We start from the raw sequence: 17843 nt of genomic DNA, 5'->3' as shown, positions 1-17843 counted from the left end.
TCACTGTCAGCCCGCCATTCGTATGGGCTTAGCTGGTGAGATGACGCGCTACGACGTTCGGGAGGCCACCTCGTACCGGGTGGCCCGGGAGATTTCGCTCGAGGGGTTGTCGTCGTGGCGGGACGCGGTGGCGCCGTACTTCGCACCGGGACGCGCGGTGGTGGACCTGGGGGCCGGGACGGGGTTGTTCACGCGGGCGTTCGGGACGTGGTTCCCGGAGGTGTCCGTGGTGGCGGTGGAACCGGCGGCGGACATGCGGGCGGCGTCGGGGCTGCCGATGCTCGCCGGGGACGCGGCGGCGATCCCGCTGCCAGACGGCTCCGCGGACGTGGTGTGGCTGTCGACGGTGATCCACCACGTGCGCGACCTCGGCGCGGCCGGGGCGGAGCTGCGGCGGGTGCTGCGGCCGGGCGGTGTGGTGGTGCTGCGGTCGCTGTTCCGGGAGCGGCACGGCGGGATCGGGTTGTTCCGGTTCTTCCCGGAGGCCGCGCGGGCGCTGTCGGGCTTCCCGACCGTGGAGGAGGTGGCCTCGGGTCTGGGGTTCGCGGTGGCGCGGCTGGAGGCGGTGCCGCAGGTGACGGCGTCGTCGTTGGCGGACAAGGCCTCGACGCTGCGGCAGGAGGCGGACACGCTGCTGCGGGCGTTGTCGGCGGAGGAGTTCGAGGCGGGCCGGGAGCGGTTGCTGCGGGCGGCCGCGCAGGAGTCCGGGCCGGTCGTGGACCACCTGGACCTGCTGGTGCTCAGAACTGTCGGTGCCGTCTGAGACGCTGCTCGGTGTGGACGAGAAGACGCTGCTGCACCGGTATCTGAACGAGGCCCGCGACGCGTTGCTGTGGAAGCTCGACGGCCTGTCGGAGTACGACGTACGCCGCCCGCTCACCCCGACGGGCACGAACCTGCTGGGGCTGGTGAAGCACGCGGCCGGGGTGGAGCTCAACTACTTCGGCCGCGTGTTCGACCGGCCGTTCCCCGACGCGCCGCTGTGGTCGACGGCGCAGGCGGCACCGGCGTCGGACATGTTCGCCGCGCCCGAGGAGTCGCGGGAGTCGGTGGTCGGCTTCTACCAGCGGGTGCGGTCGTTCGCGGACGAGACGATCGCGGCCTTACCGGTGGACGCGCCGGGCGTGGTGCCGTGGTGGTCGCCGGCGCGGCGGGCGGTGACGTTGCGGGAGGTCCTGCTGGACGTGATCGTCGAGCTGCACCGGCACGCGGGCCACGCGGACGTGGTGCGGGAGCTGGTCGACGGCGCGGTGGGCATGCAGGACGGCAACGACAACATGCCGGAGGTCGACCGGTCCTTCTGGCCCGCCCACCACGCCCGGCTGGAGGAAATCGCCGTCGCGGCGGACCGCGCTCTGCAAGGGTGACGGGCATGGCCTCCGATCCGAAAGCCGATCTGCACCGCTACCTGAAGGTGATCCGCGAGTCGTTCCTGTGGAAGCTCGACGGCCTGTCGGAGTACGACGTGCGCCGCCCGCTCACCCCGACGGGCACGAACCTGCTGGGCCTCGCCAAGCACCTGGCGGGCGTGGAGGCGGGCTACTTCGGCGACTGCCTGGGCCGCCCGTTCCCGGAGAAGATGCCGTACGACCTCGACGCCGACCCGAACTCGGACATGTTCGCCACGGCGCGGGAGTCGCGCGAGGACGTGCTGGGGTTCTACGCGCGGGCGACGGCGTTCGCCGACACGAGCATCGAGGAGTTGCCGCTGGACGCGCCGGGCGTGGTGCCGTGGTGGCCCGAGGAGCGCAAGTACGTGACGTTGCACCTGCTGCTGGTGCACGTGATCGCGGAGGTGAACCGGCACGCCGGGCACGCGGACATCCTGCGGGAGGGGCTGGACGGGGCGGCCGGGCTGCGGTCGGGCAACTCGAACCTGCCGGAGCAGGACTGGCGCGGGTACTTCGAGCGGGTGGAGGCGGAGGCGCGCGCGGCGGCCGGGATGGGGTGAGCGCGAGGCCCCAGGTGGCCGGGCTGTCGGTGGCCGGGCTGCGGAACGTCGGCCGTGCGGTCGGTGGCCGGGCAGTCGGGCGGCCGAGGTGTGCGGGTGGTTCGGGCACTACGTGGGGCGCGGTCGGTGGCCGAGGTGCGCGGCGGGCGGTTCAGGCGTCGTGCGGGTCGCCGGCGGCGGGACTCGGCGTTCGACCGGGAGCGGCACGGCGCGATCGGATTCGGCGTGCCCCACGCGCGTGCCCGTTCGCGGTCGACGGGCGCGGTGCTGGTTCAGCACCTGGGAAAGGTGGCTGACAGGTGCCGCAGGGCGATCAATACTGCTGAGCATGGGTAAGGAATACGAGCGGATCGAGCCGCGGCTGTGGGAGTTCATCGAGAACCAGAAGGTGTTCTTCGTGGCGACCGCTCCGCTCGCCGGTGACGGGCACGTCAACCTCTCGCCCAAGGGCCGGCAGGGCACGCTGCGGATCCTCGACGACCGCACGGTGGCCTACCTCGACTTCGGCGGCAGTCACGCCGAGACGATCGCGCACCTGCGGGAGAACGGCCGCATCACGCTGATGTGGTGTGCGTTCGAGGGGCCGCCGAACATCGTGCGCGTGCACGGCCGGGGTGAGCCGGTGTTCCGCGACGACCCGCGGTTCGCGGCGCTGGTGGCCGGGTTCGGCGAGGCGGACGGGCCGGCGGTGCGGGCGGTGGTCGTGGTGACGGCGGAGCTGATCAGCGACACGTGCGGGTTCGCGGTGCCGTTCATGGACTACCGCAGCGAGCGCGACCTGCACGCGGACTACTTCGGCCGCAAGAGCGACGAGGAGTTCCGCGAGTACACCAACAAGAAGCCCTACAACGTCGCGAGCATCGACGGGTTGCCCGCGATGGAGCTGCCGCTCCCGCCCCGGTAGGGGGTGTCGCGCGGGGGCGGTGTCGAGAACGGCGTGGCGGCTGCGTCCCCGGGGCATGACGATGACGCAGAGCGAGATCACCGAGGTCCTGGCCCGCCCGTACGCGCAGGAGCTGCTGGGGCGCGACATGCTGCGGATGGCGTACGTGGCCAAGGACGGCACGCCGCGCGCGATCCCGATCGCGCACTTCTGGAACGGTGCGCAGGTCGTGCTGTGCACCTCGAAGAACGCGCCGAAGCTGCACGCGCTCAAAGCGCACCCGGTGGTGGCGCTGACGATCGACACCGAGGTGCACCCGCCGAAGATCCTGCTGATCCGCGGCACGGTCGAGCTGGACGTGGTCGACGGCATCCCGCACGAGTACCTGCACATGAACGGCAGCTACGCGATGACGCCGGAGCAGCGGGTGGAGTGGGAGCGCGAGGTGCGGTCGCTCTACGACGGCATGGTGCGGATCGTGGTCACGCCGACGTGGGCGAAGCTGATCGACTTCGAGACGACGCTCCCCAGCGCGGTGCAGGAGCTGGTGGAGGCGCGGTCAGCTCGACAGGAACCGGTCTAGCACGCGCGCGCCGAACTCCAGGCCTTCGACGGGCACGCGTTCGTCGACGCCGTGTGCCATCGCGCGGTAGTCGTAGCCCTCGGGCAGGCGCAGCGGCGAGAAGCCGTAGCAGGCGATGCCCAACTGGCTGAACGCCTTGGCATCGGTGCCGCCGCCCAGGCAGTACGGGACGACGTGCGCGGCGGGGTCCTCGTCGCGCAGGGCGTCGGCCATGGCGGTGAACCACGGGGTGTCGATCGGGGCCTCGACGGGCGGCTGGTGCTCGAGGAACTCCCGCGTCACCCCGTCGCCCAGCAGCGAGTCGATGGTCGCGACGAGCTCGTCGACGGTGCCGGGCAGGGTGCGGACGTCGAGGTGCGCGGTGGCGGTGCCGGGGATGACGTTGACCTTGTAGCCGGCCTGCAGCATGGTCGGCGTGGTCGAGCAGCGCACGGTGTTCTCGGCGAGCTTCGCGGCGGGTCCGAGCCGGGTGAGCGTGCCGTCGACGTCGTCGAGGTCGACCTCGACGCCCAGGGCCTTGCCCGCGCCGACGAGGAACGCCTCCACCGTCGGGGTGAGCCGCACGGGGTGGCGGTGCGCCGCGATCCGCGCGAGCGTCGTGACCAGGGCGGTGACGGCGTTGGTGTCGTTGCGGCGCGAGCCGTGCCCGGCGCGGCCGGTGGCGGTGAGCCTCATGTGCGAGGTGCCGCGCTCGGCGGTGCCGATCGGGTACAGCCGCACGCCGTCGACGTCGTAGGAGAACGCGCCGGACTCGCTGATCGCGGCCTCGACCCCGGCGAAGTAGCCGGCGTGGTGTTCCACGAGCCAGTGCGCGCCGTAGGCGCCCTGGTCCTCCTCGTCGGCGACGAAGGCGAGCACGATGTCGCGGCGCGGGCGGCGGCCCTCGACGTGCCAGCGGTTGAGCACCGCGAGCGTCATCGAGGCCATGTCCTTCATGTCGACCGCGCCGCGGCCGTGCACGAACCCGTCGCGGACCTCGCCGCCGAACGGGTCGAAGCTCCACTCGGCCGGGTCGGCGGGCACGACGTCGAGGTGGGACTGGACGAGCAGGGCGGGCAGCGACGGGTCGGTGCCGGGGACGCGGGCGAGGACGTTGGTGCGCCGCGGTGCCGGTTCGAGCAGGGTGGGCGGCACCCCGTTGTCGTGCAGGAGGGCCGCGACGTGCTCGGCGGCCTCCCGCTCACCGGCGGAGTCGCCGCCACCGCGGTTGGTGGTGTCGAAGCGGATCAGCTGTGCGCACACCTGCGCGACGTCCAGCAGCATCGATCCACCGTATCCGGCGCCATCGTGTGGAATTGTCACGGGCCTGTGCCGATCGCGTGGGGGGACACCAGTGCACCTGAGGAAGGCCCTGGAAGGGCTCGCCCTGAACCCGGCGTTGCCCGAGGCCGCGGTGCGGCGCCTGATCGCCTTCGGCGGGGGTCTGGGCGAGCTCGGGCGCAGGCAGGACCTGACGCCCGCGCTGGTCGGCGAGATGATCGACACCGGCGGGCACTGGTTGCTGCACTCGCTCGCGCTCAACCCTGTCCTGCCCCACGCCGCCCGGCTGAGGCTGGCCGGTCACCCCGACGCGGCCGTGCGGGCGGCGCTCGCCCTGAGGGCCGCTCCGGACACCACCCGCGCGGTGTTCGAACTGCTGCTGGCCGATGCCGAGCCGACGACCCGCGAGCACCTCGCCCAGAACGACGGCGTGCCACCTGACCTGCGCGAACGCCTCGCGGCGGATCCGAGCGCGGTGGTCAGGGCGACGCTGGGCCGCTGGTGGCCGCACGCACCGGAGCACGTGCGACGAGCGCTGCTGACCGACGAGGACGACGACGTGCGGGCCAAGGCCTGCGCCACGTACTACGCCGCCCACCCGCATCCGACGCACCCGCCTGACCTCGTGCCCGCCCTGCTCGCCGATCCGGTCACCAGGGCCGGCGCCGTGCGGTGCGCCGACCTCGACGCGGAGACGGCAGAACGGCTGGCCGGGGACCCGGACTGGGAGGTGCGCGCCCAGCTGGCCCGCCACCCCCGGCTGCCGGCGCGGGTGCGCGACGTGCTCGGCGAGGACCCGTGCGCGGAGGTCCGCCTCGGCGTCTTCGCCCGCGAGGACACGCCCGACCCGGTGCGCGCCGCCATCCACGCCTGGATCGAGGCCGCCCCGCACCCGCTGGACCTCGACGGCGGCCTGGACGACGAGGCGCTGGAGCTGGCTCTCGTCCGCAGCGTCGCGGGCATCGAGCTGCACACGATGCGGCTGGACTGGGTGATGGCCGACCCGCTGCCGCACATCGGCTCGCCGTACCGGGGTTTCCGCGCGTCGGCGGCCGCCTCGCGCGAACCGCTGCCGCCGCAGGTCGTCGCCCGCCTGCTCGCCGACGACGACAGCGAGGTGCGCGCCCAGATGGCCCGGCGGGCCCCGCACCTGGTCGACGTGGAGACGGCGGAGCGCATCGAGCGGGAGTTCCGTCCCGCCAAGCAGACCCGGTGGCGGCCCGCGGACGTGCTGAGCTTCCCTCCCGAGGTGCTGCGCCGGTTCGCCACCGACCCGGATCCCCGGATGCGGTGCCTGGCCCCGCGCGACCCCGACCTGCCCGCCGCGCTCGCCGCAGGCCTGGCCGAGGACCCCGATCCGACCGTCCGCCGCGAGGTCGCCGGGCACCCCACCCTGCCGGTGGCGTCGCTGATCGCGTTGCTCGACGACGAGCGGACCGCCCGCGCGGCGGCCGCCTCGCCCTGGCTGCCGGCGGAGCAGGTCGAACGGCTGCTCGCGCTCGGCGGCCTGTGACTCAGCCGTAGACGTCCTCGACGGCCGCCGCGGCGATGTGGGTGACGACCTTGAACGCCTTCATCGCCGCGGTCATGGACGCGGCGTCGAACCCGACCCGCCGCGCCCCGAGCAGCTGCACGGTCGGCACGATGGCGGCGGCGTCGGCCAGGTGGGAGGCGTCGAACTCGATCTCGACGCGGTGGGGTGCCACGGCGCCGTCGTACCGTCCAGCGGAGGACATCGCGGCGGTGGACGCTTCTGTGATCTGTGAAGAAGTCACGGCCGGTGGCAGGCACACGGCGGCGTAGCGCGACACGCACTCCTTCACGGCCACGGTCCACGCCGAGGAGGCGTAGGTGGCGGCGTCGGAGCAGGTGAGGTCGTCACCGGTCACGAGCAGCACGGGAACGCCGTGTTCGGCGGCCAGCGCGGCGTTGAGGCGGCCCTCGGAGGCGGGGACGCCGTCGAGCCAGACGCCGGTGATCGAGTTCTCCAGGTAGGTGTGCGCGAGGACGCCGCGGGCGCCCGCTCCCGTGTGGTAGCCCAGGAAGACCACTCCGTCCACATCGGAGTCGACACCTTGCATCATCGACAGCGGTTTGTGCCGGCCGGTGAGCAGGCGAGCCGCGTGGTGGAGGTCCTCGAGCAGGAGGTTGCGTTGCGAGGAATGCGCCTCGTTGACGAGGACCTGGGTGGCGCCGCCCGCGACGAGTCCGGTGACGCAGGCGTTGACGTCCGCCGTGAACAGGCGCCGGAACCGTTGCCACTGCTCCGTTCCGGGGACGACGTCCCCGGTCCAGGTGACTCCGGTTGCGCCTTCCATGTCCGCCGAGATCATGATCCGCACATCTCGGTAAGTTAGCGGTGGGCTGCTGGGGAAGAGGGGTTTTCGTGCGGGTGAAGTTGTCCGCGTTGCTTGCAATAGCAACGACTGTGGGGCTTTCGGCACCTCCGGCACCGGCACAGCAGCCGGTGATCCTGAAGGTCGCGATCGTGCAGCAGATCGACTCGATGAACCCGTTCCTCGCGGTGTTCCAGTCGAGCACCGAGGTCGGCCGGCTAATGTACGACTACCTGACGGCCTACGCCGCGGCGGACCAGTCGGTGACCGAGGGCCTGGCGAACAGGTGGGAGCCCTCCGCCGACAAGCTCACGTGGACCTTCACGGTCCCGGAGGGCAAGAAGTGGTCCGACGGCGTGCCGATCACCGCGCGCGACGTCGCCTACACCTACGACCTGATGATGACCGACGAGGTCGCCCGGACCGCGAACGGCAGCTTCGTCGCGAACTTCGCCGAGGTCACCGCCCCCGACGACCGGACGGTCGTGATCCGGACGAAGGCGCCGCAGGTGACGATGACGGCGCTGGACGTGCCGATCGTGCCGCGGCACGTGTGGGAGAAGGTCGCGAGCCTCAAGGACCACACCAACGAGCAGATGCCGGTGGTGGGCTCCGGGCCGTTCGTGCTGACCGAGCACGTGCCGGGGCAGTTCATCAAGCTCAGGGCCAACAAGGGCTACTGGCGGGGCGCGCCGAAGTACGACGAGCTGCACTTCGTGTACTTCCAGAACTCCGACGCCGCGGTGCAGGCCCTGGCCAAGGGCGAGGTCGACCTGGTCAACCGGATGGCGCCGGCCCAGTTCGACTCGCTCGCGGGCAAGGAAGGCGTCACCCGCAACAAGGCGCAGGGCCGCCGCTTCACCGAGCTGATGATCAACCCCGGCGCGCAGACCCGCACCAGTGAGCCGATCGGCGACGGCAACCCGGTCCTGCGGGACGTGCGGGTGCGGCGGGCGATCGCGCGGGCCATCGACCTCGACGCGCTCGTGCAGCGGGTCAACCTCGGCTACGCGGAGAAGGGCGCCGGGCTGGTGCCGCCGATCTTCGGCAAGTACCACTGGGCGCCGTCGGCCGCCGAGCTGCGCACGTTCGACCCGGCGGCGGCGGGCGCGGCGCTCGACGCGGCCGGCCACCCGCGCGGCGCCGACGGCACCCGGTTCGGGCTGCGGCTGATCGGCCGGGCCGGACGCGCCTACGACGAGCAGGCCGCCGAGTACCTCAAGCGGTCGCTGGGCGACATCGGCATCCCGCTGGACGTGCGGCTGGTGTCGGACAACCAGCTCAACGAGTCCACCACCGCCGCGACCTACGACCTGGCGTTCTCGGGCTGGTCGACCAACATCGACCCGGACTTCGTGCTGAGCCTGCACACGTGCGCGCAGCGGCCGGGCGCGGACGGCAAGGGCGGCACGACCGACACCTACTTCTGCGACGAGACCTACGACCGGCTCTACGCCCAGCAGCTCTCGGAGTTCGACGAGGCCAGGCGCATCGAGATCGTGAAGCAGATGCAGGCCCGCTTCTACGACCAGGTGCCCGCGGTCGTGCTCGCCTACGACAACGCGCTGGAGGGCTACCGGTCCGACCACTTCGCGAGCTTCACGACCCAGCCCGCGCAGGGCGGCGTGATCATGGCGCAGAACGGCATGTGGGGCTACTACGGCGCCCAGCCGGCGGAGCAGGCCGCCGCGGCCCCGCGCGGGTGGGGCGGGCTCGCGGCGTTCGGCGCGGCGACGGCGGGCATGGTGCTGGCGGTCGTGGTCTACCTGCGCCGGCGCCGGGCCACGGCGGGGGAGCGCGAGTAGGTGCGCCTGGCCGGTCGTGTCGGTGGTGCCGCCCTGAGCCTGGTGATGGTGGCGGTGCTGGGTTTCTTCCTGTTCCGGGTGGTGCCGGGCGACCCCGTGGTCACGATGACGCGGGGCCGCCCGACCACGGAGGCGATGCAGGCGCAGCTGCGCGCGCAGTTCGGCCTGGACCGCCCGCTGCACGAGCAGTTCTGGACCTACTTCACCGGACTGCTGCGCGGTGACCTGGGCACGTCGTTCACGTTCCGGCGCCCGGTGTCGGAGGTGATCCTGGAGCGGCTGGGGCCGACGGTGCTGCTGGTGGGCACGGCGACGCTGGTCGCGGTGCTGCTGGGGCTGTGGCTCGGGGTGCGGGCGGCGTGGCGGCGGGACTCGGCGTTCGACCGGGTCACGACCGGGGTGTCGCTGACGCTGTGGGCGGTGCCGACGTTCTGGCTCGGCATGCTGCTGATGATGGTGACCGGGGACCTGTTCCCGTCGCGGGGCATGCGCGACACCGACACGGCGCCGGACTTCGTCTCGCAGGCCCTCGACGTCGGGCACCACCTGGTGCTGCCGTCGGTGACGCTGGTGGCGGTGGTGTGCGCGGAGTACGCGCTGGTGATGCGGTCGTCGTTGCTGGAGGAGATGCACGCCCCCTACCTGACGACGGCGCGGGCGAAGGGGCTGCGCGACGACCTGGTGCGGCGCCGCCACGCCGTGCCGAACGCGGTGCTGCCGGCGATCACGCTGGTGTTCCTGCGGTTCGGGCTGGTGGTGGCCGGGGCGATCACCACGGAGACGGTGTTCTCGTGGCCGGGGCTGGGGTTGTTGTTCTACGACGCGCTGACGGGGCCGGACTACTTCCTGCTGCAGGGGCTGCTGCTGGTGACGGCGGGCGCGGTCGTGGTGATGAACCTGCTGGCCGATCTGCTGCACGGGGTGCTCGATCCACGGGTGAGGGCGGTATGAGCGGCGTCGAGGTGATCCGCCGGTGGCGGGCCCGGACGGGCGGTTTCCGGCCCGCGGGCGTGGCGGGTGCCGCGGTGCTGGTGGTGGCCGCGCTGGTCGCCCTGATCGCGCCGCTGCTGATCCCGGCCGAGGCCCTCGACGTCACGCGGGTGACGGCGGCGGCGTGGCAGCCCCCGGGAGCGGAGTACTGGCTGGGCACCGACCACACCGGGCGGTCGGTGGCGGTGCTGATGGCGCAGGGGGCGGGCACGTCGTTGTTCGTCGGGCTGACGGCGGCGGTGCTCGCGGTGGGCATCGGCACGCTGGTCGGGGTGCTGAGCGGGCACTTCGGCGTGTGGCTCGCGGGAGCGTTGCTGCGGGTGACGGACTTCTTCCTGGTGCTGCCGGCGCTGGTGCTGGCGATCGCGCTGTCGACGGTGCTGCCGCGCGGGCTGGGCACGATCGTGCTGGCGATCGGGTTGACGAGCTGGCCGTCGACGGCGCGGATGGTGCGGGCGCAGACGCTGACGATCGAGGCGCGTCCGTTCGTGGAGCGGGCTCGGGCGCTGGGAGGCGGGCACGCGCACGTCGTCGGCCGGCACGTGCTGCCGTCGGTGCTGCCGCTGGTGCTGGTGAACGCGACGCTGGCGGTGGCGTCGGCGATCGTGGCGGAGTCGACGCTGGCGTTCCTGGGGCTGGGTGACCCGACGCGGATCTCGTGGGGCGCGATGCTGCACCAGGCGCAGCTGCACGGGGCGGTGCCGCAGCGGGCGTGGTGGTTCCTGCTGCCGCCGGGCCTGGCGATCGTGGCCGTGGTGCTGGCGTTCACGCTCGTGGGGCGGGCGCTCGAAGCCGTTGTGACGCCGAGGAGGTGAGCGGGGTGCTGGAGCTGAAGAACCTCACCGTCCACTACGGGCACAAGCGCGTCGTGCACGACGTGAGCCTGTCGCTGCCGGCCGGGCGGACGCTCGGGCTCGCCGGCGAGTCGGGGTCGGGCAAGTCGACGGTGGCGATGTCGGTGCTGCGGCTGCTGCCGAAGACCGCGCGCGTCGAGGGCGAGGTGCTGCTCGACGGCGAGGACGTGGCGTCGATGTCGTGGGGCCGCTTGCGGGCGGTGCGGTGGGCGTCGGCGTCGATCGTGTTCCAGGGGGCGATGCACTCGCTCAACCCGGTGCGCCGCGTCGGTGAGCAGATCGCGGAGCCGATGCGCCTGCACGGCACGCCCGGCGACGTCGCGGGCCTGCTGGAGCAGGTGGAGCTGCCCCGGGAGAAGGCGCGGGCGTACCCGCACGAGCTGTCCGGTGGGCAGCGGCAGCGGGTGATGATCGCGATGGCGCTGGCGTGCGGGCCGCGGCTGGTGATCGCGGACGAGCCGACCACGGCGCTGGACGTGGTGGTGCAGGCGCAGGTGCTGGCGCTGATGACGAGACTGGTCGCCGAGCAGGACCTGGGGCTGCTGATGATCAGCCACGACCTGTCGGTGCTCGCGCAGACGTGCGACGAGCTGGCCGTGATGCAGGCCGGTGAGCTGGTGGAACGCGGCACCACGCGGGAGGTGATCGCGAACCCGTCGCACCCGCACACCGCGGCGCTGACGGCGGCGTTCCCGGTGATCGGCGATCCGGCGCACCGCTGGACCGAGCCCGCGCCGGAACCGGAGCCGCTGCTGCAGGTGCGGGACCTGGTCGTGGACTACGGCCGCACGCGCGCGGTGGACGGGGTGGACCTCGCGGTCGGGCGGGGCGAGATCGTGGCGCTGGTCGGCCAGTCCGGCTCCGGCAAAACGACACTGGCTCGTACCATAATGGGGTTGCGGGCGCCGTCCTCCGGTCGGGTGATCTTCGACGGCGCGGAGGTGGGGCGCTCGGGCCGGGCGCTCAAGGCGTTCCGGCGGCAGGTGCAGCTGGTGCTGCAAGATCCGTCCAGCGCCCTGAACCCGCGGCACCGGGTGTACGACGCGGTCGCGGAGGGACTGCGGGTGCACGGCCTGACCGAGGACGAGGAAGCCCAGGTCACGGCCGCTGTGGAACGGGCGGAGCTGCGTCCGGCGAGCCTGTACCTCGACGCCCTGCCGCACGAGCTGTCCGGGGGGCAGCAGCAGCGGGTGGTGATCGCCGGCGCCCTGGTGCTGGGACCTCGGCTGCTGGTGGCCGACGAGCCCGTGGCGTCACTGGACGCCTCGGTGCGCGGGGAGATCGTGGCGCTGCTGCTCCGGTTGCGGTCCGAACTCGGCCTTGCTTCATTGCTCATCACGCACGACCTAGGGCTGGCGTGGCAGATCGCCGACCGGGTCGCGGTGATGCACCAGGGGAAAATCGTGGAACAAGGCCCGGTCGACCAAGTCCTCCTCACCCCCTCCCACGACTACACGCGCGCGTTGCTGCGCGCGGTGCCTCAGGTCTGAGGCGTGGTCCCGATCGAACACGCCCGGCGCCGGGCGTCGCTGACGCCTGCCGAGATCGGGCGTGGCGGCGCCGACGGCTGGGTCGATCTCGCCGCGGTGCCGCGGCTCGCGCTCTCGGCGTGGCACGACCTGGGCCGTCCGCCCGGTGTCCTGGCCGAGCTCGCCGCCGCCGAGGAGCCGGAGCACGTGCGGGAGCTGTGCCGGATCCTGGCCGCCACCTCCCGCGCCGACACCGCCGCGGTGTGGCGGTACCTGGCCGCGGACTGGGCGCGCACCGGGGAACGCTCCGACGGTCACCGCCGGTTCCTGCTGGACCGGGCGATGCGCGGCGAGGGCATGAACTGGCACGACCACGCCGCCCTGATGGGCACCGCGCGCCCGGAGGAGATCGACGCGGCGTTCGACCGCGGCGAGGACCTGGTCGGGGTGGCGGTGATCGGCCTGGTGCTGTCACACCCGGACCCGCTGGTGGTGTCGCCGCGGGTGGCACGGGCGCTGGACCACGACCGCATCGAGGTGCGCCGCCAGGGCGCCACCGCCCTCGCGCACGTCGCCCGGATGCACGGGTTCGTGTCGCGGGAGTGCCTGCAGGTGCTGCGCCGCTGGCCGGACGAGACCGCGCAGGACGACCTGTGGACGTTCGTCGCGCACCACCGGCTGCCGCCGTGGCTGTGGTGGCGGCGGTTCAGGTCACGGCCAGGGCGGCGAGTTCCGCGCGCACGGCGGTCTCGGTTACCCGGTTGCGCTGCCCCCGCGCCCGGCGCAGCGCGTCCTCGAAGTGCCGGCGCGCCTGCTCGGGTTCCCCGGCGGCACGGGCGACGCGACCGCGTTGCACGGCGATGTGGCAGCGCATCTCGTCCGGCCCGTACCAGCCGCCCGGTGTCAGCTCCCACGCCCGCTCGCACTCGGCACGCGCCGACACGACGTCACCGGTGACCAGCGCGAGCTCGGACAGGCCGAGGTGGGCGCCCGCCTGCACGACCAGCGCCCCGCAGCGGCGGGCGAGGCTGAGCGCGTCCTGGAAGTCCGCCCGCGCGCCGTCGAGGTCACCGGCCGCGACCCTGGCCTGAGCGCGGGCGCAGACGGCTTCGGCGGTGTCCTCGGTGGCGCCGAGCTCGGCGAGCAGGCGCCGGCCGCGTTCGATGTCGCGCAACGCGATGGCGGGATCGCCGTCGACCAGCGCCATCTCGCCGAGCTGGTTGAACGCCAGCGCCGCGCCCCACCGGTCACCGACGCGCGTGAACGCGGCGGCGCCGTCGAGCAGCAGGGCCCGCCCGATCGCGGGGTCGCCGTTCATGCGGGCCACGAGCCCGTCGCCGACCAGGGCGAGCGCGGCGCTCCACGGGTCGTCGCCCAGCAGCCGGTTGCGCCGGTGCCACACCGCCGAGCCGCCCTCCGGCGCGCCCAGCGCCATGCCCCACATCATCGTGGTGATCGGGTAGCGCGGCGGGCCGTCGAGCGCGTCCATCAACGCGTCGGCCTGGCGGACGCGGGCGCTCTGGTCGCCGGTCGCGACCGGCCACGCGATCAGCAGGCACAGCGCGTACTCCTGCTCACGGCCGAGCGGCGGGGTCTCGCCGCACGCGTGCAGCACGGCGTCGGCCTGCTGGGCGGCCTCGGTGCGCAGGCCGCGGAACCAGTGGTAGGTGGCGAGCGCGGCGACGAGCTCGAGCGCGAGATCCGGGTCGTGCGCGGTGGCCCAGGCGACGGCGGCGGCGAGGTTGTCGTGGTCGGCGGCCAGGCGGGCGAGCCAGGTGATCTGGTCGCGGGCGCGCAGGTGCGGTTCGGCCTCCTGCGCGCGGCGCAGGAACCAGCGGGCGTGCGCCGCGCGCAGGTCGGGGGCGTGGGTGGCGCAGAACGCGCGGATGGTGTCGAGCATGCGGTAGCGGTCGTCGACGACCTCGACCAGTGACTTGTCCACCAACGAGGTCAGGGTGTCCACCTCGGACCCGCACACGGCGGTCACCGCGTCGAGGGTCGCGCCGCCGCCGAACACGGTGAACCGCGCGGCGAGGTCGCGTTCGGCGTCGGTGAGCAGGTCCCAGCTCCACTCCACGACGGCGTGCAGGGTGCGGTGCCGCGGCGCGGCGGTGCGGCTGCCCTGCGACAGCAACCGGAACCGGTCGTCCAGGCGGGCGGCGATCTCGGCCAGCGGCAGGGACCGCACGCGGGCGGCGGCGAGCTCGATCGCGAGCGCGATGCCGTCCAGGCGCCGGCAGACCTCGGTGACCACGGCGGGGTCGGCGTGGAAGCCGGGCCGCACGGCCTGCGCGCGGTCCAGGAACAGCCGGGTGGCCGCGTCGTCGTCCAGCGCGGCGAGGGGGCTGAGCGTCTCGCCGGTGATGCCCAGCGGTTCGCGGCTGGTGGCGAGCACCCGCACGTCCGGGCAGGAGGCGAGGACCGCGCCGAGCACGCGGGCGGCGTCGTCGACCACGTGCTCGCAGTTGTCCACGACGAGCAGCACCTCGCGGGCGGCCAGCGCGGCCCGCAGCCTGTCCTCGACGTTCATCGGCCCGGCGGACAGCATCCCGGCCTCGCGCACGCCGACGCCGTCGAGCAGGGCGCGGGCGACGTCGGTGGTGGCGGAGAGGTCGACGAACGCGACCTCGCCCGGTTCGCGGTGGGCGACCTCGACGGCCAGGCGGGTCTTGCCGGTGCCGCCGGGCCCGGTCAGCGTGACCAGGCGGGCCTCGCGCAGCCACTTCGCCACCCGCCGCAGGTCCTCGTCGCGGCCGACGAAGCTGGTCAGCTGCGCGGGCACGCCCCGGTGCGGTGCCCGCGCCCGCAGCACCTCCAGGTGGGCGGCGGCCAGCGCGGGGGAGGGATCGACGCCGAGCTCGTCGGCCAGCAGCGCCCGGCCCCGTTCGAACAGCTCCAGCGCCTCGCTCTGCCGTCCGTCGCGGTGCAGCGACCGCATCAGCGCCGCCCGCAGGTCCTCGCGCAGCGGGTGCTGGGCGAGCAGGTCGCGCAGGTGCCGCTCGGTCCCGCCGGCCAGGGCGCAGTCGATGAGCAGCTCGGTCAGGGGCTGCCGCGCGGCGGGGGCGAACGGCGCGTCGACGTCGGCCAGCGCCGGTCCCCGCCACAACGCCAGCGCCTGCGCGGCCCGTCCGGCGGCCAGCAGCTCCGCGCACCGCAGGTGTTCGATGTCGGCGGGGTCGGCGACGAGCCGGTAGCCCGCGGGGTGGTGCTCGACCACCAGTCCCGGCACCGCCCTGCGCAGCCGCGAGACCTGCGACTGCAGGGCGTTGGCCGCACCGGCGGGCGGCTCGTCGTACAAGCCGCCGATCAGCTGGTCGTGGCCCACGATCCGCCCAGCGCCGAGCACGAGCATCGCCAGCAACGCCCGTTGCCGCGGCGCCGCGACCTCCACCCCGTCGACCTGCACCGGACCGAGCACCCCGAACCTCACGGACCCGATTGTTCCCGAGCCGGGCGAGCCACGAGACCGGAATCGGGCTTGCTCCGAATAGGTCGACTATCTATGCATCCCGGTGACGGGCCGTATCAGCTCCGCCACGTGCGGTCTCCTTCCGATCGGTCGGGGACGAACCGAACGAGCGGAGAAGGCACAGCATGAGACCCATGATCACGGTCGGCACCGCCCTGGTGACCACCGTGGCACTCGCGATCCCTGCGCACGCGGCCACCGGCACCCTGCCCGGCGGCACCAGCATCGGCGTGACCATCACCAGCCCGGCGACCGGCGCCGTCGTCGTACCGGGCCCGGTCACCGTCACCGGCAAGGCCTCGATCGGCATCGGCGTCGCGGACACCGCGCTGACCTACGTCCTGGACGTCTCCGGCTCCACCGGCACCGGCGTGGCCGCCGGCTGCGGCGGCGACGTCAACGGCGACGGCGCCGCCGACCGGGTCCTCGACTGCGAGATCGCCGCCGCCCTGGCCCTGCACCAGAAGGCGGCCGTGCCGAACACCGCCGTCGGCAGCGTCGGCGCCGCCGTGTTCGGCACTTCCGGCGCGACGCTGGACGTCAGCCCGGACCCCGGTGAGCAGAAGATCGTCGCGCCCGCCGCCGACGCCAACGGCAACGGCACCACCGACGTCGCCGAGGTGCTGAGAAGCGTCCGCATCGGCGGCGCCGGGCTGTTCACCGTCCGCGACGTCCCGACCGGCACCGACTTCTCCGGAGGCCTGCAGGCGGGTCTCGCCTCGGCCGTCACCGCACCGCAGCAGCGCAGGATCATGGTGTTCCTGTCCGACGGCCAGGGCAGCGGCGCCGTCGACGCGCTGCTGCAACAGGCCGTGGACGCGAACGTCAAGATCTTCACCTTCGCCGTGTCCGACGGCTCGGCCTGCGGCGCGGCGAACGCGCCCAGCTCGTTGCGCAAGATCGCCGAGACCACCGGCGGCACCTGCACCGAGGTCCCGGACGTCTCCCAGCTGCCCGACGTCGTACCCGGCGTCCTCGCCTCCAAGCTCACGGGCCTGACCCTGAAGGTCGACGGCGGCACGGACATCCCGATCACCTCCGTCACCCCCGCCCTGCCGCTCGACGGACCCGGCTCCGTCGACTACACCGTCGACACCCCCGCCCTGACCCCGGGCGACCACCAGCTCTGCGTGACCGCGCGCGGCACCGACGGCGGCGGAGCCGGTGACGTGACCGAGTGCGTCACCGTCAAGGTCAACGCCCCGCCCGTGGTCAAGCCCGGAGGCCCCTACGCCGGCCAGGAAGGCACCGACGTCGCACTCGCCGGACAGGTCACCGACCCCGACGGCCCGTCCCTGACCACCACCTGGACCGCGACCCCGCAGTCCGGTGTCGACGCGGGCGCGACCTGCTCGTTCGGCAACACCGCCGCCCAGACCACCACCGTCAAGTGCACCGATGACGGCGTGTGGCAGCTCAAGCTCACCGCGAACGACGGCCTCAACCCGCCCGTCACGCAGGCCACCACGCTCACCCTGTCCAACGTCGCCCCGCAGGCCACGATCACCGCCGACAAGACCCTCGTCACCCGCGGCACCACGGTGAACTTCACCGCCCCGTTCACCGACGTCGCCACCAACGACAAGCACACCTGCACCCTGAACTTCGACGACGGCAGCCCCGTGGTCGCCGGCACCGTCAACCAGGGCGCCGGTAGCGGCACCTGCACCGCCTCCCGCACGTTCACCGCCCTGGGCGCGCACACCGTCCTGGTGACCGTCACCGACGACGACGGAGCCGCCGCCACCGCGGTCGTCAAGGTCGTCGTCCACCTGCGCGGTGAAGCGTGGGCACTCAACGCCACCGGCCTGATCACCGTCGCCAAGACCCCGCACGCCCAGTGCCCGCCCAACGAGGACAAGACCGTCGCCACGGTCAACGTGCTGGGTCTCGCGTCGGTGAACGCCCTGCACGCCGACTGCACCCTCGACGCGAACACCGGACGCACCGAGGCGAACGCACGAGTGGAAGGAGCCACCCTGCTCGGTGGGGCGATCAAGCTCAACGCCATCGAGGCCAAGTGCGTCAGTGACGCGAACGGTGTCACCGGCTCGTCGAAGGTCGGCACGCTCAACGGCGCACCCATCGGCACCGGCCCCGCCACCGTCGGCATCCCCGGTGTCGCGACCGTGCACCTCAACGAGACCGCGACCGGACCGAACGGCCAGCTGATCCAGAACGCCGTCCGCGTCCGCACGCTGCTCGGCCAGGAGATCATCCTGTCGGCCTGCCGCCTGGGCTGA

Annotated in this window: 14 protein-coding genes; 11 read left to right on the top strand and 3 right to left on the bottom strand. The window is 73.2% G+C overall.

Annotated features, from left to right (window positions below; all coding sequences use genetic code 11):
- The first annotated feature begins 40 nt into the window (after positions 1 to 40).
- The 5 genes from ABZX02_RS09060 to ABZX02_RS09040 all read left to right on the top strand — a co-directional run bounded on the left by ABZX02_RS09060 (position 41) and on the right by ABZX02_RS09040 (position 3417).
- Entirely contained in the window at positions 41 to 763 is a 723-nt protein-coding gene (locus ABZX02_RS09060) for a methyltransferase domain-containing protein (protein ID WP_355296348.1), read from the top strand.
- The gene (locus tag ABZX02_RS09055; RefSeq protein ID WP_355296346.1) at positions 753 to 1367 is read left to right on the top strand and encodes a DinB family protein; all 615 of its coding nucleotides are present in this window, start codon (positions 753 to 755) and stop codon (positions 1365 to 1367) included. Before ABZX02_RS09060 ends, ABZX02_RS09055 begins: the two co-directional genes overlap by 11 nt.
- Positions 1368 to 1372: 5 nt before the next feature.
- Complete coding sequence (locus ABZX02_RS09050) at positions 1373 to 1951, top strand: DinB family protein (protein WP_355296345.1); 579 nt, start codon at positions 1373 to 1375, stop codon at positions 1949 to 1951.
- Between the two features lie 328 nt (positions 1952 to 2279).
- Positions 2280 to 2855 carry a pyridoxamine 5'-phosphate oxidase family protein gene (locus ABZX02_RS09045; protein WP_355296343.1) on the top strand — a complete coding sequence of 192 codons (576 nt, stop codon included), beginning with the start codon at positions 2280 to 2282 and terminating at the stop codon, positions 2853 to 2855.
- Between the two features lie 61 nt (positions 2856 to 2916).
- Positions 2917 to 3417 (top strand): pyridoxamine 5'-phosphate oxidase family protein, encoded by a 501-nt coding sequence (locus ABZX02_RS09040; protein ID WP_355296734.1) that lies wholly within the window; start codon positions 2917 to 2919, stop codon positions 3415 to 3417.
- Here ABZX02_RS09040 and ABZX02_RS09035 read toward each other — a convergent pair.
- A complete protein-coding gene (locus ABZX02_RS09035) occupies positions 3394 to 4680 on the bottom strand; it encodes a M20/M25/M40 family metallo-hydrolase (RefSeq protein ID WP_355296341.1) in 1287 nt (428 codons plus the stop codon). The two genes, ABZX02_RS09040 and ABZX02_RS09035, sit on opposite strands and share 24 nt — an antisense overlap.
- 70 nt (positions 4681 to 4750) lie before the next feature.
- On the opposite strand from ABZX02_RS09035, the gene ABZX02_RS09030 reads away from it, so the two are divergent.
- Positions 4751 to 6190 carry a hypothetical protein gene (locus ABZX02_RS09030; protein WP_355296339.1) on the top strand — a complete coding sequence of 480 codons (1440 nt, stop codon included), beginning with the start codon at positions 4751 to 4753 and terminating at the stop codon, positions 6188 to 6190.
- Position 6191: 1 nt separating this feature from the next.
- Here the strand turns inward: ABZX02_RS09030 and ABZX02_RS09025 are convergent, their stop codons facing one another.
- On the bottom strand, positions 6192 to 7019 hold the full coding sequence (locus ABZX02_RS09025; protein WP_355296337.1) for a M55 family metallopeptidase: 828 nt from the start codon (positions 7017 to 7019) through the stop codon (positions 6192 to 6194).
- A 44-nt stretch (positions 7020 to 7063) separates the two neighbouring features.
- Between ABZX02_RS09025 and ABZX02_RS09020 the strand changes: the two genes are divergently transcribed.
- Genes ABZX02_RS09020 through ABZX02_RS09005 form a run of 4 tightly spaced genes read left to right on the top strand, consistent with a single transcriptional unit; the run spans position 7064 to position 12152 of the window.
- The gene (locus ABZX02_RS09020; RefSeq protein WP_355296335.1) at positions 7064 to 8818 is read left to right on the top strand and encodes an ABC transporter substrate-binding protein; all 1755 of its coding nucleotides are present in this window, start codon (positions 7064 to 7066) and stop codon (positions 8816 to 8818) included.
- The gene (locus ABZX02_RS09015) at positions 8819 to 9769 is read left to right on the top strand and encodes an ABC transporter permease (RefSeq protein WP_355296333.1); all 951 of its coding nucleotides are present in this window, start codon (positions 8819 to 8821) and stop codon (positions 9767 to 9769) included.
- Positions 9766 to 10623, top strand: a complete 858-nt coding sequence (locus ABZX02_RS09010; protein ID WP_355296331.1) for an ABC transporter permease — start codon at positions 9766 to 9768, stop codon at positions 10621 to 10623. The genes ABZX02_RS09015 and ABZX02_RS09010 overlap by 4 nt, the downstream gene beginning before the upstream one ends.
- Positions 10624 to 10628: 5 nt before the next feature.
- Positions 10629 to 12152 (top strand): ABC transporter ATP-binding protein, encoded by a 1524-nt coding sequence (locus ABZX02_RS09005; RefSeq protein WP_355296330.1) that lies wholly within the window; start codon positions 10629 to 10631, stop codon positions 12150 to 12152.
- Between the two features lie 685 nt (positions 12153 to 12837).
- On the opposite strand, the gene ABZX02_RS09000 is transcribed toward ABZX02_RS09005, so the two are convergent.
- On the bottom strand, positions 12838 to 15561 hold the full coding sequence (locus ABZX02_RS09000) for a BTAD domain-containing putative transcriptional regulator (protein ID WP_355296328.1): 2724 nt from the start codon (positions 15559 to 15561) through the stop codon (positions 12838 to 12840).
- A 164-nt stretch (positions 15562 to 15725) separates the two neighbouring features.
- Between ABZX02_RS09000 and ABZX02_RS08995 the strand changes: the two genes are divergently transcribed.
- Entirely contained in the window at positions 15726 to 17843 is a 2118-nt protein-coding gene (locus ABZX02_RS08995; RefSeq protein ID WP_355296326.1) for a choice-of-anchor P family protein, read from the top strand.

Source organism: Lentzea sp. NPDC003310 (genome assembly GCF_040610935.1).
GTDB lineage: Bacteria > Actinomycetota > Actinomycetes > Mycobacteriales > Pseudonocardiaceae > Lentzea.
This window is presented reverse-complemented; position numbering and strand designations above follow the sequence as displayed.